The 22,566-nt window shown below is 45.4% G+C and carries 22 protein-coding genes, 12 tRNA genes, 1 rRNA gene and 1 riboswitch; of the genes, 1 reads left to right on the top strand and 34 read right to left on the bottom strand.

From position 1 onward, the window contains the following. Window positions 1-587: 587 nt before the first annotated feature. Genes ytpR through I2503_RS05490 form a run of 3 tightly spaced genes read right to left on the bottom strand, consistent with a single transcriptional unit; the run spans window position 588 to window position 1,838 of the window. A complete protein-coding gene (gene ytpR / locus I2503_RS05480) occupies window positions 588-1,214 on the bottom strand; it encodes a YtpR family tRNA-binding protein (protein WP_196967307.1) in 627 nt (208 codons plus the stop codon). Between the two features lie 16 nt (window positions 1,215-1,230). Next, the gene (locus tag I2503_RS05485; RefSeq protein ID WP_196091170.1) at window positions 1,231-1,548 is read right to left on the bottom strand and encodes a thioredoxin family protein; all 318 of its coding nucleotides are present in this window, start codon (window positions 1,546-1,548) and stop codon (window positions 1,231-1,233) included. Next, complete coding sequence (locus I2503_RS05490; RefSeq protein ID WP_233340759.1) at window positions 1,545-1,838, bottom strand: DUF4651 domain-containing protein; 294 nt, start codon at window positions 1,836-1,838, stop codon at window positions 1,545-1,547. Before I2503_RS05490 ends, I2503_RS05485 begins: the two co-directional genes overlap by 4 nt. Before the next feature lie 75 nt (window positions 1,839-1,913). Here I2503_RS05490 and pepA point away from each other — a divergent pair, with 75 nt between their 5' ends. Then, on the top strand, window positions 1,914-2,981 hold the full coding sequence (gene pepA, locus I2503_RS05495; protein ID WP_196967309.1) for a glutamyl aminopeptidase: 1,068 nt from the start codon (window positions 1,914-1,916) through the stop codon (window positions 2,979-2,981). A 94-nt stretch (window positions 2,982-3,075) separates the two neighbouring features. On the opposite strand, the gene I2503_RS05500 is transcribed toward pepA, so the two are convergent. The 31 genes from I2503_RS05500 to rrf all read right to left on the bottom strand — a co-directional run bounded on the left by I2503_RS05500 (window position 3,076) and on the right by rrf (window position 22,555). After that, a complete protein-coding gene (locus I2503_RS05500) occupies window positions 3,076-3,633 on the bottom strand; it encodes a folate family ECF transporter S component (RefSeq protein WP_196091167.1) in 558 nt (185 codons plus the stop codon). A 34-nt stretch (window positions 3,634-3,667) separates the two neighbouring features. Next, a riboswitch (THF riboswitch) is annotated at window positions 3,668-3,758 on the bottom strand. 125 nt (window positions 3,759-3,883) lie between these two features. Further along, window positions 3,884-5,074: an acetate kinase gene (locus I2503_RS05505; RefSeq protein WP_196967310.1), complete on the bottom strand. Its 1,191-nt coding sequence runs from the start codon at window positions 5,072-5,074 to the stop codon at window positions 3,884-3,886. A gap of 60 nt (window positions 5,075-5,134) precedes the next feature. Beyond that, window positions 5,135-6,076, bottom strand: coding sequence for a class I SAM-dependent methyltransferase (locus I2503_RS05510; RefSeq protein ID WP_196091165.1), 942 nt, complete (start codon window positions 6,074-6,076; stop codon window positions 5,135-5,137). A 236-nt stretch (window positions 6,077-6,312) separates the two neighbouring features. After that, a complete protein-coding gene (gene comGG, locus I2503_RS05515) occupies window positions 6,313-6,627 on the bottom strand; it encodes a competence type IV pilus minor pilin ComGG (RefSeq protein WP_196967311.1) in 315 nt (104 codons plus the stop codon). Next, on the bottom strand, window positions 6,617-7,066 hold the full coding sequence (comGF, locus tag I2503_RS05520; RefSeq protein ID WP_196091163.1) for a competence type IV pilus minor pilin ComGF: 450 nt from the start codon (window positions 7,064-7,066) through the stop codon (window positions 6,617-6,619). Before comGF ends, comGG begins: the two co-directional genes overlap by 11 nt. Beyond that, on the bottom strand, window positions 7,038-7,331 hold the full coding sequence (gene comGE / locus I2503_RS05525) for a competence type IV pilus minor pilin ComGE (RefSeq protein WP_196091162.1): 294 nt from the start codon (window positions 7,329-7,331) through the stop codon (window positions 7,038-7,040). The genes comGF and comGE overlap by 29 nt, the downstream gene beginning before the upstream one ends. Beyond that, entirely contained in the window at window positions 7,303-7,722 is a 420-nt protein-coding gene (gene comGD, locus I2503_RS05530; protein ID WP_196091161.1) for a competence type IV pilus minor pilin ComGD, read from the bottom strand. The genes comGE and comGD overlap by 29 nt, the downstream gene beginning before the upstream one ends. Then, a complete protein-coding gene (gene comGC, locus I2503_RS05535; RefSeq protein ID WP_196091160.1) occupies window positions 7,697-8,014 on the bottom strand; it encodes a competence type IV pilus major pilin ComGC in 318 nt (105 codons plus the stop codon). The genes comGD and comGC overlap by 26 nt, the downstream gene beginning before the upstream one ends. Next, window positions 8,011-8,988: a competence type IV pilus assembly protein ComGB gene (gene comGB / locus I2503_RS05540; protein ID WP_247644688.1), complete on the bottom strand. Its 978-nt coding sequence runs from the start codon at window positions 8,986-8,988 to the stop codon at window positions 8,011-8,013. Before comGB ends, comGC begins: the two co-directional genes overlap by 4 nt. Next, window positions 8,945-9,916 (bottom strand): competence type IV pilus ATPase ComGA, encoded by a 972-nt coding sequence (gene comGA, locus I2503_RS05545; RefSeq protein ID WP_196091158.1) that lies wholly within the window; start codon window positions 9,914-9,916, stop codon window positions 8,945-8,947. Before comGA ends, comGB begins: the two co-directional genes overlap by 44 nt. A 392-nt stretch (window positions 9,917-10,308) precedes the next feature. After that, window positions 10,309-11,304 (bottom strand): 2-hydroxyacid dehydrogenase, encoded by a 996-nt coding sequence (locus tag I2503_RS05550; protein WP_196967313.1) that lies wholly within the window; start codon window positions 11,302-11,304, stop codon window positions 10,309-10,311. Between the two features lie 12 nt (window positions 11,305-11,316). Further along, window positions 11,317-12,369, bottom strand: a complete 1,053-nt coding sequence (locus I2503_RS05555; protein WP_196967314.1) for an AEC family transporter — start codon at window positions 12,367-12,369, stop codon at window positions 11,317-11,319. Between the two features lie 452 nt (window positions 12,370-12,821). After that, window positions 12,822-16,568, bottom strand: a complete 3,747-nt coding sequence (locus I2503_RS05560; RefSeq protein WP_196967315.1) for a polysaccharide lyase family 8 super-sandwich domain-containing protein — start codon at window positions 16,566-16,568, stop codon at window positions 12,822-12,824. Between the two features lie 235 nt (window positions 16,569-16,803). After that, window positions 16,804-18,309 carry a ZinT/AdcA family metal-binding protein gene (locus tag I2503_RS05565; RefSeq protein ID WP_196967316.1) on the bottom strand — a complete coding sequence of 502 codons (1,506 nt, stop codon included), beginning with the start codon at window positions 18,307-18,309 and terminating at the stop codon, window positions 16,804-16,806. A gap of 6 nt (window positions 18,310-18,315) precedes the next feature. Next, window positions 18,316-19,113, bottom strand: coding sequence for an iron chelate uptake ABC transporter family permease subunit (locus I2503_RS05570; protein WP_196091153.1), 798 nt, complete (start codon window positions 19,111-19,113; stop codon window positions 18,316-18,318). After that, on the bottom strand, window positions 19,110-19,808 hold the full coding sequence (locus I2503_RS05575) for a metal ABC transporter ATP-binding protein (protein ID WP_196091152.1): 699 nt from the start codon (window positions 19,806-19,808) through the stop codon (window positions 19,110-19,112). The genes I2503_RS05570 and I2503_RS05575 overlap by 4 nt, the downstream gene beginning before the upstream one ends. A 2-nt stretch (window positions 19,809-19,810) precedes the next feature. Beyond that, on the bottom strand, window positions 19,811-20,245 hold the full coding sequence (locus I2503_RS05580; protein ID WP_196091151.1) for a zinc-dependent MarR family transcriptional regulator: 435 nt from the start codon (window positions 20,243-20,245) through the stop codon (window positions 19,811-19,813). Window positions 20,246-20,317: 72 nt separating this feature from the next. Further along, entirely contained in the window at window positions 20,318-21,172 is an 855-nt protein-coding gene (gene ispE / locus I2503_RS05585) for a 4-(cytidine 5'-diphospho)-2-C-methyl-D-erythritol kinase (RefSeq protein WP_196091150.1), read from the bottom strand. 101 nt (window positions 21,173-21,273) lie between these two features. Then, window positions 21,274-21,357 (bottom strand) — tRNA-Leu (locus I2503_RS05590). Window positions 21,358-21,381: 24 nt separating this feature from the next. Next, window positions 21,382-21,453: transfer RNA gene (locus tag I2503_RS05595), tRNA-Gln, on the bottom strand. A 13-nt stretch (window positions 21,454-21,466) separates the two neighbouring features. Further along, window positions 21,467-21,539: transfer RNA gene (locus I2503_RS05600), tRNA-His, on the bottom strand. Window positions 21,540-21,552: 13 nt separating this feature from the next. Further along, window positions 21,553-21,623, bottom strand: a tRNA-Trp gene (locus tag I2503_RS05605). Between the two features lie 4 nt (window positions 21,624-21,627). After that, window positions 21,628-21,708: transfer RNA gene (locus I2503_RS05610), tRNA-Tyr, on the bottom strand. Window positions 21,709-21,727: 19 nt separating this feature from the next. Continuing rightward, a tRNA-Phe gene (locus I2503_RS05615) sits at window positions 21,728-21,800 on the bottom strand. Between the two features lie 3 nt (window positions 21,801-21,803). Next, a tRNA-Met gene (locus tag I2503_RS05620) sits at window positions 21,804-21,877 on the bottom strand. Window positions 21,878-21,890: 13 nt separating this feature from the next. Then, a tRNA-Ser gene (locus tag I2503_RS05625) sits at window positions 21,891-21,980 on the bottom strand. A 12-nt stretch (window positions 21,981-21,992) separates the two neighbouring features. After that, window positions 21,993-22,064: transfer RNA gene (locus I2503_RS05630), tRNA-Glu, on the bottom strand. Between the two features lie 10 nt (window positions 22,065-22,074). Beyond that, window positions 22,075-22,148 (bottom strand) — tRNA-Ile (locus I2503_RS05635). 38 nt (window positions 22,149-22,186) lie between these two features. Next, a tRNA-Gly gene (locus I2503_RS05640) sits at window positions 22,187-22,257 on the bottom strand. A gap of 5 nt (window positions 22,258-22,262) precedes the next feature. After that, a tRNA-Val gene (locus I2503_RS05645) sits at window positions 22,263-22,335 on the bottom strand. Between the two features lie 104 nt (window positions 22,336-22,439). After that, window positions 22,440-22,555 (bottom strand): 5S ribosomal RNA (gene rrf / locus I2503_RS05650). Window positions 22,556-22,566 lie beyond the last annotated feature (11 nt).

Below are 22,566 nucleotides of genomic sequence, written 5' to 3' on the forward strand. Positions count from 1 at the left end.
GAGTTAGCAGGCGAAGCCTGCTTGGAGTTTTAGTTTATCTTTTATTACTGTGTTAGCTCGTCTTGCCGTACTTCAGTACTGTCTACGACTCGCTGCCTTGTACTAAAAGTAAACTAAAAGACTATATTGAGAGAACATTTCATGTTCTCTTATCTAGAAACTCAAAGAGTCAATTCCTGACTCTTTGACCTCCGAAAACTACCTAATCAACATTGATATGAACTGTGTTCATTTCATCTATACACTCTAAAGGCATTCAACATGCCTTTAGACCGGAGGTGGGTACTAACAGTCTGGGAAGAGACTGTTAGTACTTGAGCCCTAAATATGGAAAGCGAAAACAGTCTGGGAAGAGACTGTTTGAACCCGAGCCTAACAATAAAAGAGCGAGGTCGGTTTAGGTATAAACCGTTTCAGCTTACAACATGAACTAAAGACTTGTAACGAACTAATTTCGAATAAAATGAGTTCTGTCCCACTCTCGAGTGTATGAACCAGAGTTTGCGAGTCAACAACGGTGGTTCGTATTTTCTAAGAACGTCTTACGTTCTAGTATTCAAGAACATAAGGAGTCAATCCCTAACTTGTTATGCACTCCAGTGTTTAGCTGGGTCAAAGGCTTGGCCGACGGGCGTTTCTTCCGCTAGTTCGATAATGCCGCGTTTTTGTGGGGCATTGGGAAGGGCCAATTCTCGTGGGCTACACATCATCCCAAAACTGGCCACGCCGCGTAATTGTCCTGGGAAAATCAAATTCCCTTTTGGCATCATGGCACCCGGAAGGGCCACAATGGTCTTCAAGCCCACGCGCGCATTGGGTGCACCGGCCACGATTTGAACTGTCTTATCTTGGCCAACTGCAACCTGACAGATATTGAGGTGGTCACTATCTGGATGGGCTTCCATCTCCACGATTTGACCAACCACAAAGCGAGGACTATCAAAATTAGCCACGCGCTCCTCAAAGCCTTCTGCAGCCAACCAATCATTCAAGATCACAAGGTCTGCATCAGACAAGTTCTGCTGGCCACTTCCCTCCAAGATCAAACGGTCACTGACTTGGAAGAAGTTCCAAGCAACCGTCTCTTCATTATCAGCTCGGCGAACACGCGCAATGGCTCCTTTTTTCTCAACTTCAACAGCCTGGCCTTGATCATCGGCCACAACGACCATCAGCACATCTCCCACACCCTGTGGATTATAGATAAATAACATAAACTCCCTTTCTAACTCACACTAACCCTGCCAGGAAAGCATCAATTTCCGCTTTTGTCTTCCGATCCCGGCTGACGAAGCGCCCAAGCTCCTTCCCATTTTCAACCGCAACAAAACTCGGAATTCCATAAATATCCCATAATTTTGCCAGCTCCATATAGGCGTCGCGGTCAATTTGAATAAAGGTAAAAGAAGGGTTGGAAGCTTCAATAGTCGGCATCTGAGGCTGGATAAAACGGCAGTCCCCACACCAATCGGCGGTAAAATAAAAGACATACCGACCCTCTCGCTCCAGATAAGAAGCCACTTCCTCAAACGATGATGGGACAATCATAGTGCTACCTCCTCAATATCCAGCTGGTCTCCAACCAACCAGAAGCGATAATGACGGCCATCCGCCAAAAAGACACCACCTTCCAGGCAATCCCGATCCGAATGGTAGAGCTCTACATACAGGGTCTCCACTCGACCCATCTCAGAGAAGAAGGCCCGAACCGTAGCCGTCATCTCCTCTTGACTCCGAACACGCGCCCGGTCTTCCTGCAACTTATAGCCCGCATAGGCCAGACCTGCTAGACCAAGAAGGCTTAACAACCCTAAGACTGGCTGACTTTTTCTTTTCATACTCATAAACCTTATTTTATCACAAGTCTACTTGTGTTACAATTTTAGAGAAAACTGAAAAAGGAGAATAACAGCATGAATCCATTATTCCAAGCTATCCAAGAAGTCACCCAACTCAAGGGGATTTCTGGTCACGAAGGCGCTATCCGCACCTACCTAGGCCGGGAACTGCAAGATTCCGTCGATCAAATCCTGACAGACGGATTAGGGGGGATTTTCGGACTTAAGAAAAGCCAAGCCCCAGTCGCACCACGGGTTCTCGTTGCAGCCCATATGGATGAAGTCGGCTTTATGGTCAGCTCCATCAAAGACGACGGCACCTTCCGAGCCGTCGAAATCGGTGGCTGGAATCCACTTGTAGTCAGTGGCCAACGCTTCACACTGTTCACACGAGACGGCCGGGAAATCCCCGTCATCACCGCTGCCACTCCGCCCCACCTCATGCGGGGCCAAGGCAATCAACCTAACCTCCCAGCTATCAGCGACATCATCTTTGACGGTGGCTTCACCGACAAAGCCGAGGCGGAGTCCTTCGGCATCCGCCCTGGCGACACGATTGTTCCCGATAGCCAGACCATCCTCACAGCCAACGGCAAAAATGTCATCTCCAAAGCCTGGGACAACCGTTACGGGGTTCTCATGGTCAAAGAAGCAGCCCAGGCCCTAGCCCAAGAAAAGTTTGACTACGACCTCTACCTCGGAGCCAATGTCCAAGAAGAAGTCGGCTTACGGGGCGCCCACACCTCCACCACCCTCTTCGACCCATCCCTCTTCTTTGCCATTGACTGCTCCCCGGCTGCCGATGTCTTTGGTGGTCAAGGTAAAATTGGGGATGGAACCCTCATCCGCTTCTATGACCCAGGCCACCTCCTCTTGCCAGCCATGAAAGACTTCCTCCTTGACACCGCCGAAAGCGCTGGCATCAAGTACCAATATTATGCCGGAGCCGGCGGCACCGATGCCGGAGCTGCCCACCTCAAAAACGGTGGGGTCCCATCCACCACCATCGGTGTCTGTGCCCGCTATATCCATTCTCACCAGACCCTCTACAGTCTTGATGACTTCCTAGAAGCCCAAGCTTTCTTACAAGCTCTTTTGAAAAATCTAGATCAGACTACCATTGCCACAATCACCAACTACTAAGACTCATTCCATTTCAAATCTGACCTTGTCCAACCTGATTGCGTGCATGCACTCCTTTAGATAGATAAAAAAATTAAGAGAGGCTAGACCTCTCTTAATTTTTTATCTTATTCAATTTCGCAAACTCCGGAATCCGTTGTAGGAAGGGGAGAACAAGCATAATCAACAATACCCGAATTGGTATCTCCAACACTTTGTAAACCCGTGTTGCATAAATCACGGCAAAAGGAGTCTGGTAGTAAACATGGAGCAAAATTGGAGTCAAGATAAAGGTTCCAATCCCCATAGTAATCACTGTGGCAAAAATAACATAGAGCCAGTCCTTCCAATTATTAAAGGACAACTTTTTGCCAAAGAAGAATAGCCCATAGAGAAAGCCCTGTAGAGCTTCAACCAAGGTAAAACCCCAAATAAAGGAATAACCTGTATTATTTAAGAAAAAAGCCAAGATATCATAAACAATGGCTACCAAGGCAGACAACCAGGGACCCGCAATAGATCCAATTAAAACCTTGGCAATGAAGGTAACGCCAACCTGCAGTTGGTTGGGAATAACGGAGATGGTAAATAAATCCAAGACGTAAGTCAAGGCCATCAACATAGCAAGAGTCGCCATCAATTGCGGACTCAATTTGGGAAATGAAAATTTCATTGGAAAGCTCCTTTTCTTTCTGGAGCTGTCTAGCGACAGCGGATGCAATGGTCTACCGCACCAAAGGTTTCGTTGTGTGGCAACATCCCATCCACACACACTTAACGCAGACCACTTACTCTGTGCCTTTCGGCTTTCTCAGTATACCACAAAAAGAAGAGTAAAAACCAGTTGGTAGACTTGAAAACTCTTTCTCCTAAGTATTGAAAAATCCAGTTGGCAAAACCAACTGGATTTTTCTTATTTCTTCTTAAGCTTTCAAACGCTCAACATCACGTGCGATAACCAACTCTTCATCGGTTGGAACCACTAGAACTTTAACCTTGGAATCAGCTGTTGAGATATCACCAACTGCACCAAAAACATTTTTACCAGGCTCTAGTTCCATACCAAACCAAGACAGGCCATCGACAACTGCTTGACGGACTTGATTGGAATTTTCTCCAATACCAGCTGTAAAGACAAGAGCATCTGCTCCATTCAAAACTGCGAAGTACTGTCCAATAAATTTACGGAGACGGTCTACCAACATATCAAAGGCCAAGGTCATCTTCGCATCGCCAGCTTCCCGACCTGCTTCAACATCCCGCATATCACTAGAAGTTTCCGCTACACCTAGCACACCAGATTCCTTATTGAGGACATTGATGACATCTGCCGCATTCTCAAGGCCTGGCACTTGCTCAATAAGGTAGGGAATGATAGCTGGATCAATATCTCCAGAACGAGTCCCCATCATCGGTCCGGCAAGAGGGGTGAATCCCATAGATGTATCCACTGATTTGCCACCATCAATGGCCGAAATAGAAATTCCGTTACCAATATGAGCGGTCACTAGTTTCAACTCTTCTAAAGGACGTCCCAACATCTCAGCGGCTTGGTGAGATACATAATAATGAGACGTTCCGTGTGCCCCATATTTCCGAACCTGATAATCCGTATAGTATTTCTCGGCAATTGGGTAGCGATAAGCCACTTCCGGCAAGGTTGTATGGAAGGCCGTATCGAAGACCGCCACACTCGTAATGTCCGGTAAGATTTCCTTGAAGGCCCGAATACCAGCTGCATTAGCTGGATTGTGGAGAGGGGCCAAACTAGCCAAATCCTCAATCTTAGCAAGAACAGCATCATCAATCAGAACAGAATCCGTAAAGAACTCACCCCCCGCAACAACACGGTGGCCCACACCAGTAATTTCTGAGTAATCCCCGATAATCCCGAACTTCAACAAATCTGCCAACAGCAGTTTCACCGCTTGCACATGGTCTACGATATCCAACGTTTGGCTTTCCGCCCGACCATCAAATTTAACAGTAGAAATCGAATCCTTGAGTCCAATCCGCTCAATAATTCCCTTCGCAAGTACTTCCTCCTCTGGCATTGCATAGAGCTGCCATTTCAAACTTGAACTACCTGCATTAATCGCAATTGTTTTAGACATAAGCTACCCCTTTTAAAGCGTTTTCACTATCAGTATATCAAAAAGAGAAGCAAAAAGCCCTTATTTTAACTCCATTTCCATTTTTTCTTGAAAATCCCGAATTTCCTCTGGATTACTTAAGTCGCTAAAGGCATAAATAAAAGGGGCTACCACCTTACCAGATGGCTTCCTAAAAATAAAAAGACTTTTCGCATAGTGAGGATTAGCAAACATCTTCTCTGGCAGATTCACCAATGCCACCAACTCCGTTGAGGACTGGATCCAGCCCTTCAAAAGACCACTTTGAGGACTCGTCAACAACTGAGTCGGAGCCAAGAATATCGCATACCCATCCGAATCCAGATACTTAACCCCCTGCTCCATCAATAAATGATGCGCATAGGTATGCCCCTCCGAACTGGCCACCTGAAAGCGACTGGCAATGGCATCATCTGGATAATAACCAATCGGTAAATCACTCACAACCAAATTCTTCTGAAGAACCTGACTCCGAACGGCATCCCCTTGTGAAAAGGTCAAACCCTCCGTCCCCAGAACTTCTGCAATACTAGCTGACAATTCTACCAAGATATCATCCAACTCTACTCCCAAATAGTCCATTTCCTTTTGACTATTTAGTAGAATCGTCTCTGCCAAATTTCCCATACCGCTTCCCAATTCCAAAACACGGAGGGAATCCTGAGGGAACAAATGGTCAATCACCAAGGTCATTAAAAATCCAAGACTATCCGGTGTCGCCTGGTGGTTGGGCTGCAAAGGCTCTGTCTGCTGCCCCTTCATCATCAAATACTGAAAGGTGCGTCGCCACTCTTCAGGTGTCAAGCCCAACTGCGCCACCTTTTGGTTATTTTCCGCAAGTGACTTCAACTCACCATGCGGCTGCAGATAATTGGCATTCTGCTCAATCACTGCCTCGTAAAAGCCCGTCTTTAACTGGTTCTGGATGGTTTGGACATTTTCCAACAAGAGGCCAAAGGCCTGTTCAATTTTTTCAAAATTCATATATCTGTTCTTTCTAAGTCTTTTCCCTTTTTAAAGCACAAGGCTTTTTGTAGGAAAAAATAGAGCCAGCTAAAAACTAGCTGCCCCTGTTTTCTGAATTCCCTTAGTTATGCACGCATAACTTATAGGGCTCCGAACTCAATCGGCCTTACACGGTTTCAACATACTATCAGCAACTTCACATGACGGCGGCAGACCATCATGCCTCTATGATAACACAAAAACAGACCTAGGAGCTAGTTCAAAGGAGAGGCCCCCAAGGAAAAATGGTAATCCTTCCCACTCGATAAAGTGACCTCAACTTCCCACCGTTTTCCCTCAAGAGTATACCTTGCTTGCCCCTCTTGGAAATGCAATTCTCCCTCCTTTCCCTTCCCTTTATCTCGACAATAGACGGCCAGGGCGTAAGCCTGTTCTCTGTCTCGATAGGCTTGGAATAGACGCTCTTGAAAAAGATGCCGTTCCAAGTACAAATTTAAAACCAGGCTAAAGACTGCCAGCAGAAGCAAGGCATAAAGCAAAACACCTGCCCGCACGCGCTTAGTCCACACGATAGACCCACTCCCTTTCCTTCCCATCCGCTAAAACTACCTTGAGCTGAATCAGCCCCTCCTGCTCCTCCACCTCCATAGACTCAACCCCAAACAGCAAGGTTTGACTTCCCTGATTCTGGTTTCGTCCACCCGTCTTTCGAATTTCCTTTTTCTTAGGCCAATAGGCAATCTTCTGCCCCTTGCCCTTTTGATCCAAATAAATCTCATGGTCGCTGACTGTATCAAAACGGGCTTCCAACAGCTCCTGCTCCATATGGGCTGTAAACAGCAACCAATCTTGTGTTGAAGCCCGCTCTTGGTAACGAATTTCTTGAAATAAAAGAAGCGTTAAAGCCTGAAAAAGTAGACAAGACCCACTGATAACCAAAAGAGCTACCAAGGCCTCCAGAAGGGTAAATGCCCTTAACCTAGGGCGACAGAACATGTACTTGAACAAGAATCTCCTCCCCCTCTCTGACAGTCCAGACACGATTCTCTCGCTCCACTTGGATTCCATCATATTCGCCCAAACCCGCTTGCAGAGCCATGTGACCTTTCTGTAGGACTTGCTCCTGGTGTAGGATAGCTGCTTCCCTTTTTCGCGACTGGTTTACAGCCCCTAAAAGCAAGGCTGTCACCAAACTAAAGATCCATAACGCCACTAATGACTCCAGCAGGAGATAGGCTGCCAACTTACTCTTCTGTCCTCTGTAAAATCCCATTGCCAATCCTCGCTTGATAATGAATGGTCTTCCCACTCGCTTGATCCCGAAAGACAATCCGAGACAGGCCCGTATGATTGCCTTTGGAATCCAAGTCTAGCTGGAAATTCGATACTAATTCCAATCCCTCCGGAAGCTCTAACTCCCCTTCTGGTCCTATAATCCGCCCCTCTTGAACATACAACTGCGCTGACTCCTGGCGAGCCCAAGCCAGAGTCTGAGACTCGGTATAAAAATGCTCAAAGCGGATATAGAAGAGATTCTTCTCAAAGGTACGATAGACCTCTCCGATTCCCACCGACAAGAGAGTTAGAAGAAAAAGAGTGATTCCTAGTGTTAACAAACTTTCCAGCAAGGTAAAAGCCCTAATCGGGGACAACCCGACTTTCACCACTGTGTTTCTTATAGTAGTCCCGATAAGCATCTGCCTGCTCCTTGGTAATGTGCTTCTCCGCTACCAGCTGTCCTAGGTTAGGATCGCCACTATGGTTAAGCTGGTAAATCTCTGCCTGACTCTCCACAACTTTGACAATGGCTGCATTCCCCTTTTCCCTTACAACCTCCTTTTGTTTGACCAAATTGGGAACAAACAATAAAAGCAGAACAGAGATGATTAGAATCACAATTAGCATTTCTATTAGAGTGAAAGCTTTTAGTTTTGTATTTTTTATCTTTTCCCTCATAGGGACACCTCCAAATTTTGATAGATCGGCAGTAACATAGCTGCATAGAGTAAGAGAATCAATAAAGCTACGAGAATAAAGACACACGGCTGTATCAAATCCATTAGTCGGAAAAGCCGGTGAAAAAAGTCCTCCCAGGTTTTTCTCGAATAAAGGGCTAATTCCTGCCCCAAGCGTGACTTAAACTCACCATATTCAATCATCAAGGCCAACTCCTTCCTCAAAAAAGGGTAGGTCCGAATCTGCTGGGCCAGGGACATCCCACCACTCAAGGCTTGGTCCAGATCCGCTCCCAACTCAGCCAAGAAAATCGACTCTTGTCGCCGCATCAGCTCAACAATCTCCGCCAAGGTCAAGCCCTGTCCAAAAAGGCAAGCCCACTCACGCGCCAGACTGGCTGATAAATAAGCCTGAACAAATCCACGAAGGCCGGGGCAAGTCACCAGCATGCGGAAAAATTCCAACCGCTTCAGCTGTCGATACAGCAGCACGAGACCACCTAACCCCAAACCTAGACAGGCCATCAAGACCACAAAACCAAGAGGAAGAACCTCTACCAGGCGGGTCCACTGATTGCTCTGGTCTATTTCCGGTAAAACATAGAAGCGCAACCCAAGAATCATCAGCATCAGAAAACCTAGCAATAAAAGAGGGTAGGTTCCAACCGCCACAAGCTTCCTCCGAACCTGAATGAGACTTTGCAAGTGCCCCTCCAACTGATCCAGACTGTCCAGCATATTGCCATGTAACTCGGCTAAAGCCAGTTGGCTTACGACCGTTCCAGAAAAACCCAGTTGCCCCAAGATATTCGAAAAAGGCTGACCCGACCGCATCCCCTTTCGCATACGGTCCACCAGTTCCTTGGCTAAGAGACCACTGTGGTCTAAGAAATCCAATGCCTCAGCCAGGTGAAAACCTGTCGCAAAAAGGTTATGAAAGAGTTGAATAATCTTCAACTCCTGCCGCAGTCCCAAGGTATTCTTCCCGAGCCTGATCTTGGCTGATATGTCCGGATTTAAGTAGGTTTGCCACCTTGGCATTCCATGAAGTAGCCCTGTGGTTCTCAAAGTCTTTCTGGGCAACATCTACTAACCCCTTTCCCTCTATCAGGCGCTGGTAACAGACCAACTGCAAGCACTCTTCCAACTCTCCGGGTTCCACACCCAATTCCAGTAGACGGCGGTAAACTCCGGAAATAGACCGGGCATGGACCGTCGAGAAGACACTAATTCCCGTTAAGGCTGCTCGGACAACCGCTCGAGCGGTTTCGGAATCCCGAATTTCTCCAATAATCAAGAGATCCGGCCTATGCCGAAGAGAGAGCTTGATGAGATGGTCATATGTCATACCAATCTCTTTGTTCAGCTGCAACTGCAAAAAAGTTGAGTCCTTAATCTCAACAGGATCCTCGATGGTCAAAATCTGCCGGCCTCCAAATCGCTCCTTGGCCAGTTGATACATGAGGCTGGTTTTACCACTGCCTACCGGCCCCGAAAAGAGGTAGAGACCTCGCCCCTGGATCAACTGTCCCAATTTTTGAGGTTCCCAATCCCAAAAGGCCAAATCTTGCTGGCCATCATAAAGGAGACGAATCACCAGACTCTCCAAACCACGGTAGTCCCCAACCGTGGATAGCCGTAAAGAAAGAGATCCTTGCTCCAAATTATAATCACAGGAACCTAACTGACTTCGCCTCCGTTCGCCAACGTTCATCCTTGCCGCAAACTTAAAGTGACTCAGCAAGGCCTGCCCTTGAACAGAGTCTAATTCATCCAAGAAAACCCGCTCCTCTCCCAGTCGCAAGTAAATAGCATAGCCCTCAACGCGGGGCATCACATAGATATCCTGGCCCCGACGCTTACGAGCCTCACTTAAAATAGCCTGAGCTTTGCTTTCAATCATCCTTCTCTGGCCTCCTCACTTCTTTATTCGAAATAGCAGCAAAAAAAGCTGAGACAAAAGTCTCAACCTTCCTATTTTTGTTAGTGAAATCACTTTGACGCAGTGGTTGATTGGTATTTTCGTTCGATTTATTGAGAGAACATTTCATGTTCTCCTATCCAGAAACTCAAAGAGTCAATTCCTGACTCTTTGACCTCCGAAAACAACCGAATCAACATTGACATGAACTTCGTTCATTTCATTTAGAAACTCTAAAGGCATTCAACATGCCTTTAGACCGGAGGTGAGAGTGAAACGGCTTGGGGAGAAACCGTTTCAGCTTACAACTTGAAATAAAGACTTATAACGAACGATTTTTACAAATGAAATCGTTCTGTCTCACTCTCTCTTCTCTATTCAATTTCATTTTGACTATGACCTGTCTCAAGAAATTCTTGTAGATTCTTGAAACTGGTTTCAATCATATTAAGAGCTGCTTCATCTGTGTAGGAACCAATATGTGGAGTGATCAAGACACGTGGATAGAGCTGAACCAGTTCTTCCACAACTGGATCCGGCAAGGTCTGCTCGCGTAGATCCTTGAAGAAGAAATCCCCCTCCCCTTCCAAGGTATCCAAGCCAAGACCGGCCAATTTACCGGACTGCACCGCCTCCAGCAAAGCCTGAGCATCCTGCAACTCTCCCCGTGCTGTATTAATCAAGATGGCGCCATCCTTCATGTTTGCGATAAAGTCGCGCGTGATCAAACGGCCGTTGGCCGGAATGTAGGGAGCATGGACGCTAACAATGTCACTTTCACGCAAGAGCTCTTCCAGAGACACTTGGCGGACAATGTCCTCCACTCCCTCTTTAGGGAAGGCATCGTAGGCCAAGACCTCTGCACCTAGTCCTTTAAAGAGCTTGGCTGTAGTCAAACCGATACGACCGATCCCCACAAGTCCGACCCTGCAATTGCGAATTTCCTTGGAGAACATCGCTGCATCCACACGGAAATCCTTCTGCGCTGTTTTTTGCACCGTATAGGCCGTGTGGCGAAGCAACATCATGGCTAAGGTCACCGCCAATTCTGCAATCGCATTGGGAGAGTAAAAGGGAACGTAGGCTGTTTTGAGTCCAAGCTCTTTCGCGTAGTCCACATCTATGTGGTTGACCCCCACAGTCCGTGTCAAAACATACCCAATCCCCCACTCCTTGTAGCGGTCTAAAACTTCCGCTGTCGCAAAACAATTCCCCCTCAGGATGACTGCATCATGTCCTTTTGCCAAGGCGGCTGTCTCCGGAGAATTGAGATAGTCCGCTACCAAGGTCAACTCAAAGCCAAAGCTTTGATTGATCTGTTCAAAAATAGGAATTTCAACATCCCTAACACCATAACACAATACTTTCATAGATACTACCTCTTAGAAGAAGGCCTGAAGACCTGCTCCAACAATAATCCAGAAAACAATCGCTACAATGGATAGAACGGTTGCCAAAAGGGAAGCGTTACTGGCTAGTTGTGCTTCCTTATCATACTTGATGGCATAAGCTACTGCAACGGTAGCTGGTGGAGTTGCCAACAGAATGATGATCGACATGAAAGCTTCGTAATCCAAGCTAAAGACAGATTTCATGACCAACATCAAGACCATAAAGATAGCAGGAACGACAATGAGTTTGACACCGCTATAAAGCCAAACCACACGGTCCTTGAGGGCTTCACCAATACTGATATTTCCAAGAGTCATCCCGATCGCCAACCAAGCCAGTGGAGAAGCTAGTTTAGATAAGTAATCAACTGGTTTATAGACCCAAGGAAGAGTCTTGTCAATCCGCAAGATTCCAACCGTAATATCTTGCATTTCCTTGCTGCCTTCGTACAGAGGAACCGTTACGGTCATTTGCGGCATATCATTTTGGAAAATCCAAATCAAGAGACCCAGGAAAGTCGCCACAACGATTGGGTTCAAGAAAATTTGTTTGAAGTTCTTCTTCTCAAACTGAACCCCACTCATCCGAACCAAACCATAGGAATAAAGGAATACCCGGTAAGCAATATTAAAGATATTGGCATAAAGAGCTCCGAGAGGACCCAAGAAACCATTAATGATCGGAATTCCGAAGAAGGTTGTAGAACCAAACGTGGTCAAAACAGAAAGAGTTGTCTTTTGATCTTCTTTAAAACGGAAATAAAGACTTTCCCCCAAGACAATCAAAATAACATAGGCCACAAAACCAAAGACAAACACCGTTAAACCAGTGGTAAAGGTCTCTGGATTAATGTTTTGCATAAAGGCTGAGAATGCCAAGGCTGGCAACGCAAAAGCTAAAACCACATCCGACAAAACCTTTCCTGCTTCAGGCCCAACGATATTGCGTTTCCGTGCAAGATATCCCAACAAAATAATCGAAATCGTTGAAAAAATCGCACTGAGAAAGGCGTTGGACGTAATAATTTGAAACATATTTCCCATGAACATCTCCTTTGTGAGTTTTTTTACAAGCACCTACCATTATAACGAAAGGGAAGGAGGGACGCAAGAGGTTTGATAAAAAAATCACAAAACCTTTTTTCCAAAAACGATCATTTTTGTTAACGTAACTTTCATCCGACAATACTGAAATAATACTTAACCAATTTCAAAATCAGAATACTTGCAGAATTTCAAAAAATAAAGTTCAGCAAAGATACAAAAGGGCACCTCTAAAAACTAAACTCTTAAAAATTCGAACATTGATTTATCAAAATTTCTACGACATGATTTGATGCAAAACCGGAGTTTTTCGAGGTGCCCAAAAAATAAAGTTCAGCAAAGATGCTTGACAAAGTCAGATTTTGAAATCTAAACAATATAAAGAACCACCGACTACTCCTATCCAATACCGTACGAGCAATCAGTGGTTTTATAGACGAATGAAAATGGAGTTAGCCTTTGCGACGTTTAGATTTAACACTTCCAAGAGTTGCCAATAAGATAATCCCTGTGCTTGTTAATACAATTGAGTCTTGGCCAGAAGTATCTGGCAAAATCCCTTGTTTGTTAGAGTCTTCTCGCATTTCAAGTTTAGACCTCATAACTCTACGTTTCTCGTTCTCACGTGAAACTAATCGTAAACTAGGCAATTTTTCAGCTTGGATTCCTTCTCCATACTGATTTTGCTTGAGGTCATTCAAATCAAACTTCGGTGCTTTTTCCGACTGAGTACCTGAACCATGTTGACTTTGCTTAAGTGGATCTAAATCAAAATCCGGTAGCCTATCAAACTGGGTGCCAAGGCCGTGCTGACGTTGATTAAGCTGAGGGAGTCGGATAGTCCAAATGCGAGACGGAAGTTCTGGACTTGAAGCCTTCGCCAATCTTGATACTCCGTCTGTAACATAAACCTCAGAATCTTCTTGTATGTCAAGAAGAGGATTGTAGTAAGAAACTAGGTATCCATTCTCTTTTTTAGAAACTGTGTATAATCCTTTTTTTGTAACTGTCAAATGATTATCCACTTTATAGGCATTATCTTGGTAATTAACGATACCCCACACCTTTTCTCCATGATCATAGACGACCTGTAAATCATCCGTTTGCACAAGTACCTCGACGTTCTGCAAGATAGAGGCCAAGTCCTCTTGACTAGAGTTTGGAGCTAATACATAAGCGTAATTAGAACCCGATTGCCTATTGGCTGCTTCGATAGTGAAGAAGCTATTCGTATGCAGTTCTTTAGGTTGATCATAGTTAATTTCACTCCAACTTCCCTGTCCTTCAACTAGTTTAGAAGTTATGCGCATCGGTTGGAGAAAAACATATCCTATCGATTGATTTTCATCCCCATTACTTACATAGAAGGACTTGGGAGAATCCATTTCCAATTCTTGCTTGGATAAATGGACCTCTTGACCATTAAGAAAATACCGATAATCTTTATCAGCCAACAATTTTCGATTTTCAAAGGTCGTGACCACTGGATAGGCAGATTGATTTTGAAGATTGGTTCCTAGAAAAACAACCTTATCTTTCAAAACAAACCAAGCTTTTTTCTCCGTTAGCGTTTTGTCCCAATTCGTAAAATCCATAGCTACAGTCGCATAATGGTTCCCTAACTGATTTGCCCCTACAAACTGACTTGGTAAGACTGTTTCTCCACTACCATCTTCCCGTTGTTGGATCGTATTTGTAACGCCTGGTAAGCGATAGGGATTGACTGTTGGCCAATAATGATTGCTGTAGTGACTCAGGTCTCCGTTATATAGATACACCATCCCATCTGCTGTGTACCAACCATGACGATTCTCATTATTCATGTCTTCATAGTTTTGCGTTTTATGAGAATGCATACTGATGGCAAAACTAAAATCTTTTTCAGCTTGATGGAAAACAAACTTATCCATATTGTTAAAAGCAGCAATACTTGTTTTAGGAGTGCGTGCTTGTATGGTCGAGTCCTTAAGAATATTCTGGATTAAGGCATGATCCTGATAAGAATTTAAATGATGGAAAATATCACTAAAAGAGTCACTTAAGACTTGTTCCTTTACAAATGAGTTTATAGCTGCTTTCTCTTCATCAGATGATGATTGAGCAATTCGTGCTAAAGCAACAATAATATCAACGGCATAGACATGACTCTGAACTTGAGCACGGCTCACTGACCGACCTCGAGTCATATCCAGCAACTCGCCCTTCACTAAAATAGGCATAAAGGCTTTTTCAATCCAATCTTGAATAATGGCCGTCTTATCCCGAGGAAGTGCAAATTCCGTTGCTTGAATCACAGGTAGAATCCGTGAGAAGCCATCAATCAAGACATTTCCGTAAGCCCCTGTATAGGCAACGTTTGTATGGTCGATAAAAGAACCATCTCGATAAAAACCTTCCCCACTAGATACATGGTCCATAATGGTTGTTAGACCATATACACCCGCTTGAATACGCAGTGGATTCTTGGTTAAAGCTCCCTCTAGAATTGCTACTTTGCTAATATCAGTCTGATTTCCCCCAACAGCTGGAACGGGTCTTGGAGTTGTCATCCGAATCATTGTTGTATCTGGTACAAACTTACTGATTGCCTTTGTATATGTATTAATTTCATCCTGTGAAAAGTAGGCATTGAGGTAAGCTAAGGTATTAAGAATAGATAAAGGAGTTCCGATTTCATAATCCCACCAATTCCCATTTATTTCTTGAGACTCATTGTACACATGTTGATGGAGCCACTTAAATCCTTCCTTTACACGATCCAGTAAATCACGATTTTGATAGTATTTCGAAGAGGGATTTGTCAAAACTTTAGCCATCGTTTCCAGTTCGCGATAAATACTAGTGATATCTGCAGAACGATTTAAGGGATATTTGTGAAATAGAGATGGCTCTAACCGAACTGGATCGTGCCAGTCTGCAAGAGCTTCTTCAACCAATTTTTCTTGATTTTCCTTCAACCGTTTCATGTAGACGTCTGACTCTCTATAATGTCCATTATCTAATGATATTTGCTCCCATTTTTTCAAAATAGAATCAAAAACAGTCTCCTCAAAAGGATTCACGATAAAATCAACTGTTGAAACCAGCTGATCCTGGTTATAGATGAATAATTTCGTCTGTCCAGCTTGTTTAGGAATGATTAGATGATTTTCAACACTTGCTATCTCCGTATCCTCTAATACATATCGCAATTCCGGGCGGTTCGTGATATAGATTTTATTGGTGGGAATGGTGATGGGTTGACGCTCGATTTCTTTTTGCTCTTTATTAAATGTCGATTCTTCTTTATGATAAACCGTCAAGGAAAGGTCATCAAAAGAGGCCACTCCTGTCCCCTTGTCAAACATTAACTCAACCTTTAGAAAATGAGTTTCCGGGGTTAGAGGAATTACTTTTTCAATTTTTACATTTGAATTCCCAGTGACCGGAGAAGTTGCAACATACATCTGAGGCCACAAATCCTTCTGGTTCTGATCCTTATAAGTAACCCGTATCTTGGCCCCTGCTCCGGTCACGTCAAAGGTCTCTAGGTTACCCGTAAGAAGGTAGCTTTGTTTCGGATCAACAGCCAAGGTTTGGGCTACAATAGCACGGTAGGTTTTAGGAGCGTCAAAGGTTAATTTACCAGCATAAGCATAGACACTTCCATTACTTTTTTTAATACCTTTGGGAATATAAGGATTGTCCCAGGATGTAGCAGAACTATAGTACCAATTTCCTTTACTTGGCCCTGTTTCTTCAAAATCACCATTTTTAATAAGATTTTCTGGAATTTCTTGAGCAGAACCATTTGGTTGCGTTTGAGCAGCAGCCGTCCCTACTGGCTCATTTTCTGCTAGTGGAAAAGCCAGAGTCTCTAAAGGAGTGACCACTAGAGCCCCAGAATGACTTTCTGTTACTGTTTCTTCTATAAGATTAGCAGACTCGATTAGAGCTGGCTCCTCAACCAAAGTCCCATCGATAGCAGACTCTGATAGACTTGAATCGACAACAGTTTCTAGGATAGGACTGCCCTGACTTCTTTCATCGGCCTTCGGAACAGGTGCTTTTACAGAAACTTCAATTAGCCCAGTTTCACTACCTTCTTGCGCAAGAACAGGCTGCGCCCCTAAGAAACTCAGACCAATGACAACCGAGCAAATTCCAACCGGATATTTACGGATACCATATTTTGGCAAGGATATTAGTAAATTTTTCATGACGAACCTCCATTCATGACATAGCAAGCGCTTACATCGCTATTATAAGTAAATCGGTTTATATAATCAAATAATTATGTGGTTTTCAAAAAACATTTTTAAATAGAGGCCGGTTCTGTCTCCTCTAAAACAATACACTTCTCAACTGACTAGCCCGGATTCTGAAACAAAAAAATCGAGCTTCCACATAGTGAAACTCGACTTTAACTGTTCTGACGCTGTCAGGTTTTAAAGCTTAATGCGCCACCATTTCCTGAGCTATTTCCTGCCCAGTTAAACTAGCCGGATAGTAAGTAGGCCAATTGGTTAACTCCTCCCAAAGGGCTTCTTGACTTTCTCCACCAAAATACAGATGGAAATGAGCTGATTGGGTTGGCGCGATTTGGTGGTCGCTAAATTGTAGGTACTTGAAGCGTCCTGCATTCGCTTCTTCGGCTTCAAATTGGAAGCGGACACCTCGGTTACCTTTTTCATAGGTCAGGATTTTATAACCTGCAGCCTTGTAGGTATAAGTCTCCTCTCCCTTATCCGTTACAAAGGTTACCTTATTCCCTTTGATTTTAATCTGGTTAACATCGGTTTGGTAACCAACTTTGTAGTAGTCCTTGTATTCCTGAGCGGTTTTGTCTCCCTTTTTCTTAGCCTTGTAGTCAAAGACTTGGTCTAACTGGCCAGATTCCAAATATGGGTAGACAGACCGCCAGTCTCCCTCCCAATCACTGAGGGTCCGGTCTTTGATATCCTTGTCTTCAAAATAACCATTAGCAACCGTTTTTTCGGTTTCAGTCTCAGAGGCCTTGGGTTTCGCCGCGTCTTTAAATCCAGCCAGTAGTTGCTCCAGATTTTCCTCCATCAAGCTGACATAGGAGGCTCCTTGGTCAATCTCCTTCTGCGGAACACCTTCTAAGGTGTGAAGCTGGCCTAACTCAACACCTGCCTCAGAAGCTAGAGTTTGAGCGAGTTTGTTGGAAGAAGAGGATTCTACGTAAATGCGTTTGAGTCCTGTTTCCTTGACCTGGTCTGCCAGCTCCTGGATTCGCTTCAAGGAAGGTTCTTCTTCTGTGGAAAGACCCACAATAGACTCTTGTTGAAGCTGATAGTCAAAGGCTAGGTAGTTGAAAGCCGTGTGCTGAGTCAAGAAAGTGTAACCCTTGTAGGCTGCCAATTTTTCTTGATACGATTTATCCAGTTGGTCCAATTCCTCGAGATAAGCTGCCGCATTTTTTTCAAAAGTCGCTGCCTGGTCTGGATAGCGCTCCTTTAATTGATCCCGCAAAGAAGCCACCAAGAGCTTAGCTCGGTAAGGAGAGAGCCAGAGGTGAGGATCCAAGTCGTGGCTATGTTCCTCAGCCCCATGGTCGTGATCGTGGTCTTCCTCCTGCCCCGGTAGAAGAATCAGATTCTTGCTCGCCTGAATCGTCCGATCAGCAGATAGAACTCCGCTCTTTTCCAAATCTGGCACCCACATTTCCATATTGGGATCCATATAAAGGAAGGAGGAAGCTTCTTGAATGCGACTAACATCTTTGGCTGATGGTTCATAGCCGTGCACCTCCGTTCCTGCTTGAACCAAGAGTTGCACATCCGCCTCGTCTCCAACAATTTTTTTGCTAAATTCATAGATGGGATAGAAGCTGGCCACCAGTTGAATATCCTTTTTGGCCCCCTGGGACTGGCATGCGGTTAGGAAAAGGAAGAGTCCTAAGAGGAGGACGGCAAGTCCCTTTTTACGTTTTTTCATAAGAACCTACTTTCTCTTAAGCAGAGCCACCACCATGAAAATGGCGATGAAAATTAATGTAATACTTGCGCTAGCTGGGCTTTCCCAATAATAGGAAAGGAAAAGTCCCGCAACCATACCAATGAGGCCAATGAGGCAAGACAGCCAAAGAACCGATCGGAAATGGCGCCCCAGACGCAAGGCGATGCTGGCTGGCAAAATCATAATGGTAGAAACCAAAAGAGCTCCAGCAGCTGGAATCATGAGGGCGATCGCAACCCCACTCATGACGTTAAAGGCAATCGACAGGGCACGGGTAGGAATCCCATCCACTTGCGCTGTGTCCTCATCGAAGGTGAGTAAATAGAGCGGCCGATAAGCCAAGATCAGAAAGAGTAAGACCACCGCCGCGATAGCGAAAAGTCCCAACACCTGCTCCCAAGAAATGGTCACGATAGAACCATAGAGGTACTGCTCTAGGCTCATGGTCTGACCGCCCCCAGACTTGCTCATCACCACCATGGCAATAGCCAGACCTGCGGCCATCAGGATCACAGTCCCGACTTCCAAATACGAAGCGTAAACCGTTCGCAAGTACTCCAAGAAGACTGCGGCAATTACCACTACCACCAAGGTCATCCAGGTCGGCGACAGACCTAAGAGCAGTCCCAGAGCTACCCCTGCTAGGGAAATATGACTCAAGGTATCACTCATCAAACTCTGCCGGCGCAAAATCAGAAACACACCAATCGCTGGCGAGAACAGACTCATGGCTACAATGGCCAAGAGTGCCCGTTGGAAAAAGGCATAATCCAATAAACTCATGCGCCTTCCTCCTCTCCTTGATGCAACTGGAAGCAACGCCAAGGCGAGTCCTGCTTCCGCAACAAATGAATATTTCGGTCCGCATATTCTGCCACTTCCTCGGGATCGTGAGTCACCATCAAGACCGCCTTCCCATGCTTATGAGCAGAATGGTGCATGAGTTCATAAAAGTCCTCTTTAGACACCGCATCCATCCCAGTTGTGGGCTCATCCAAGACAAAGAAATCCGGATCCGAGGCAAACATCCGAGCCAAGGCCACCCGCTGCTTCTGACCACCCGAAAGAGCTCCAATAAAGCTTTTCCGCTGGTCCCACAAACCAACGGCCTCCAAACTGACCTGAACATGTTCCTGATCATGCTCTGTCAGCCTCTTCCACCAGGATTTGCGAGGGTACCGACCCGAAGCCACAAACTCCTCCACAGTCGAAGGAAAGCCTGAGTTAAAGCTGGCCACCGTCTGGGGCAAATAGGCAATTCGTAAGGCTTGACCTTCTCGGTTTAGGGCTGCCCGTTCGACCCTTCCTTGGCTGGGTTTAAGCAGCCCTAAACTAGCCTTGAGTAGGGTAGACTTGGCCGCCCCATTTTCACCTGTCAGGGTCACAAATTCCCCAGCATCAATGTGGTAGGATACTCCCTCTAAAACGGGCTCCTTGTCATAGTAAAAGGTCAAATCCTTGACCGTCAAATAGCGCATCTCTATTCCATCTCCTTCGCTAATTCTTTCAGAAACTTGGCAATCACTTTTTGCTCATCCTTGGAAAAACCTTGGACCATTTTCTGCAAGGCTTGGCTGGTTCGTTCATGGTGTTGCGCGTGCTCCTCCGCAACCGCCTTGCCTTCCTTGGTTAATTGAAAATAAACCAGGCGTCCATCTTGTTCATCCCTTTTGGTTTCAAGCAAACCTTCCTTGCACAGAAGCTTGGTCGCCTTGGTCATGGCCGCCTGGGAAAGGCCTAGCTCTTTTGCCAAGCTGGAATTGGTTAAGGGCTTTTGTGCTAAGACCATTAAAATATGTTCCTGGGTATTGGTGAGGTGAATGGGGCTCTGACAATCCCCAAGCAAAAGCTCATGCTGGTGCTCTGCTTTTTTCAAAACCAAATCCAAAACACGACTAATCTCACTTCCTAACATAGAATCTCCTTAACTGGTAAATTATTTACTGGTTAAGTATATCGCAAAAAAAAGATAGAGTCAAGTCTGACTCTATAACATTCTGACACGATAAACTTCCTTACAAAATCCTTTGACTGAATTCACGACACGACAGGCAGCCTTATCGCTAGAACAAAGGGCAAAGACAGTTGGCCCACTGCCACTCATAAGAGTTGCATCTGCCCCAGAAGCTGCCGCACAATTTTTGATTTTTTGAATCATGGGCTTGCGTGCAATACTAATGTCTTCCAAGGAGTTCCCAAGATTAGCCAAGAGCTGCTCATAATTCTCTTCATTAATGGCCTGACAAAGAGTTGGAATATCCACAGGCTTAATGCTATGCATCTCAACTTGAGAAAAAATAGCAGTCGTTGACAAACTAAAGGGGGGTTTTATCAAAACAACCCAAACCTTGGGAGCACGTGCCAAGGGGTGAACTTGCTCCCCACGACCTGTCACATAAGCACATCCCCCGTAAACACAATAAGGCACATCCGAACCAACCTTAGCTCCGATTTCAGCTAACTGTTCTAGACTATAATCTAAGTCCCACAATCGATTCAAGGCCCGTAACGTCGCAGCAGCATCACTAGAACCACCCGCTAAACCAGATGTAATCGGAATTCGTTTATCAATCGAAATATGAACCCCTCTATCTTCCAAACCAGCTGCTTGCCGTAAATAAAAGGCCGCTTTATACGCATGATTTTTAAAATTTAGCGGCAGTTTACTCGAAGAAGACTCAAGCGTAATCTGCTGATCCTCTCGCTCCCGTACTGTAATATAATCATTTAAGTCCACACTTGCCATAACCATGCCTAACTCGTGAAAACCATCCTCCCGCTTTCCACGAACATCCAGGCCTAAATTGATCTTAGCCGGTGCCTTTTCAACAATTTCTTTCATACATGCCATTTTATCAAAAGATCCGAAAGGAGGAAAGTGGGAAGAACTGCTCTAGTTGAAAAAGAACAAAAATAAAAAGCCTTCTAGAGAAGACTTTCAGATACCGGCGGCCGGGGTCGAACCGGCACGTCCGTGAGGACACTGGATTTTGAGTCCAGCGCGTCTGCCAATTCCGCCACGCCGGCTTTCACTAATTATTCAATTAGTAACTGGGGTAGCTGGATTCGAACCAACGCATGAGGGAGTCAAAGTCCCTTGCCTTACCGCTTGGCGATACCCCATTATTAATAAATAGGCGAGTGAGGGGAATCGAACCCCCGAATGTCAGAGCCACAATCTGATGTGTTAACCACTTCACCACACCCGCCATTCTATTAATACACGGGCAGTAGGAATTGAACCCACACTGAAGGTTTTGGAGACCTTAGTTCTACCTTTAAACTATGCCCGTAAGATGGAAGGGGAGGGATTCGAACCCCCGAACCCGAAGGAGCGGATTTACAGTCCGCCGCGTTTAGCCTCTTCGCTACCCTTCCATACAATATTCAATTGTAATGGCGCGAGACGGAATCGAACCGCCGACACATGGAGCTTCAATCCATTGCTCTACCAACTGAGCTACCGAGCCAAATTGCGGGAGCAGGATTTGAACCTACGACCTTCGGGTTATGAGCCCGACGAGCTACCTAGCTGCTCCATCCCGCGCTATTCTTAAACAAGGAGGATGTGGGATTCGAACCCACGCACGCTTTTACACGCCTGACGGTTTTCAAGACCGTTCCCTTCAGCCGGACTTGGGTAATCCTCCAAAAATTATAAATAGTCCGTACGGGATTCGAACCCGTGTTACCGCCGTGAAAAGGCGGTGTCTTAACCCCTTGACCAACGGACCATATTATAAATGGGCACGAGTGGACTCGAACCACCGACCTCACGCTTATCAGGCGTGCGCTCTAACCACCTGAGCTACGCGCCCAAGTTAAAAACTTGGTATGGTATTGAACTATTGTTCAAAGCGGGTGACGAGAATCGAACTCGCGACAACAGCTTGGAAGGCTGTAGTTTTACCACTAAACTACACCCGCTTGAATGGGAGTTAACGGGATCGAACCGCTGACCCTCTGCTTGTAAGGCAGATGCTCTCCCAGCTGAGCTAAACTCCCATAAGGCGGAGTTTGCTCAGCCAACGGTGGAAAGTTTCACTTTCCTTATCCGCAACTTGAAAAGTCGATTGCCTCTCCTTTTCAACTGAGCTAAACTCCCTTTTGCTAAGCGACTACCATATCTCACAGGGGGCAACCCCCAACTACTTCCGGCGTTCTAGGGCTTAACTGCTGTGTTCGGCATGGGAACAGGTGTATCTCCTAGGCTATCGTCACTTAACTAAATTTTTC

The sequence above is a fragment of the Streptococcus sp. NLN64 genome (assembly GCF_015831295.1).
GTDB lineage: Bacteria > Bacillota > Bacilli > Lactobacillales > Streptococcaceae > Streptococcus.

Coding starts and splice junctions, on each gene's coding strand:
- I2503_RS05510 (WP_196091165.1), bottom strand. CDS start 6,076: ATGAATTTTGAAAAAATTGAACAGGCCTTTGGCCTCTTGTTGGAAAAT.
- I2503_RS05570 (WP_196091153.1), bottom strand. CDS start 19,113: ATGAGTTTATTGGATTATGCCTTTTTCCAACGGGCACTCTTGGCCATT.
- ispE (WP_196091150.1), bottom strand. CDS start 21,172: ATGAAAGAAATTGTTGAAAAGGCACCGGCTAAGATCAATTTAGGCCTG.
- I2503_RS05580 (WP_196091151.1), bottom strand. CDS start 20,245: ATGTTAGGAAGTGAGATTAGTCGTGTTTTGGATTTGGTTTTGAAAAAA.
- comGE (WP_196091162.1), bottom strand. CDS start 7,331: ATGGGATTTTACAGAGGACAGAAGAGTAAGTTGGCAGCCTATCTCCTG.
- comGC (WP_196091160.1), bottom strand. CDS start 8,014: ATGAGGGAAAAGATAAAAAATACAAAACTAAAAGCTTTCACTCTAATA.
- I2503_RS05560 (WP_196967315.1), bottom strand. CDS start 16,568: ATGAAAAATTTACTAATATCCTTGCCAAAATATGGTATCCGTAAATAT.
- I2503_RS05565 (WP_196967316.1), bottom strand. CDS start 18,309: ATGAAAAAACGTAAAAAGGGACTTGCCGTCCTCCTCTTAGGACTCTTC.
- I2503_RS05550 (WP_196967313.1), bottom strand. CDS start 11,304: ATGAAAGTATTGTGTTATGGTGTTAGGGATGTTGAAATTCCTATTTTT.
- comGA (WP_196091158.1), bottom strand. CDS start 9,916: ATGATTGAAAGCAAAGCTCAGGCTATTTTAAGTGAGGCTCGTAAGCGT.
- I2503_RS05555 (WP_196967314.1), bottom strand. CDS start 12,369: ATGGGAAATATGTTTCAAATTATTACGTCCAACGCCTTTCTCAGTGCG.
- I2503_RS05505 (WP_196967310.1), bottom strand. CDS start 5,074: ATGTCTAAAACAATTGCGATTAATGCAGGTAGTTCAAGTTTGAAATGG.
- pepA (WP_196967309.1), top strand. CDS start 1,914: ATGAATCCATTATTCCAAGCTATCCAAGAAGTCACCCAACTCAAGGGG.
- I2503_RS05485 (WP_196091170.1), bottom strand. CDS start 1,548: ATGATTGTCCCATCATCGTTTGAGGAAGTGGCTTCTTATCTGGAGCGA.
- I2503_RS05500 (WP_196091167.1), bottom strand. CDS start 3,633: ATGAAATTTTCATTTCCCAAATTGAGTCCGCAATTGATGGCGACTCTT.
- I2503_RS05490 (WP_233340759.1), bottom strand. CDS start 1,838: ATGAAAAGAAAAAGTCAGCCAGTCTTAGGGTTGTTAAGCCTTCTTGGT.
- ytpR (WP_196967307.1), bottom strand. CDS start 1,214: ATGTTATTTATCTATAATCCACAGGGTGTGGGAGATGTGCTGATGGTC.
- I2503_RS05575 (WP_196091152.1), bottom strand. CDS start 19,808: ATGCGCTATTTGACGGTCAAGGATTTGACCTTTTACTATGACAAGGAG.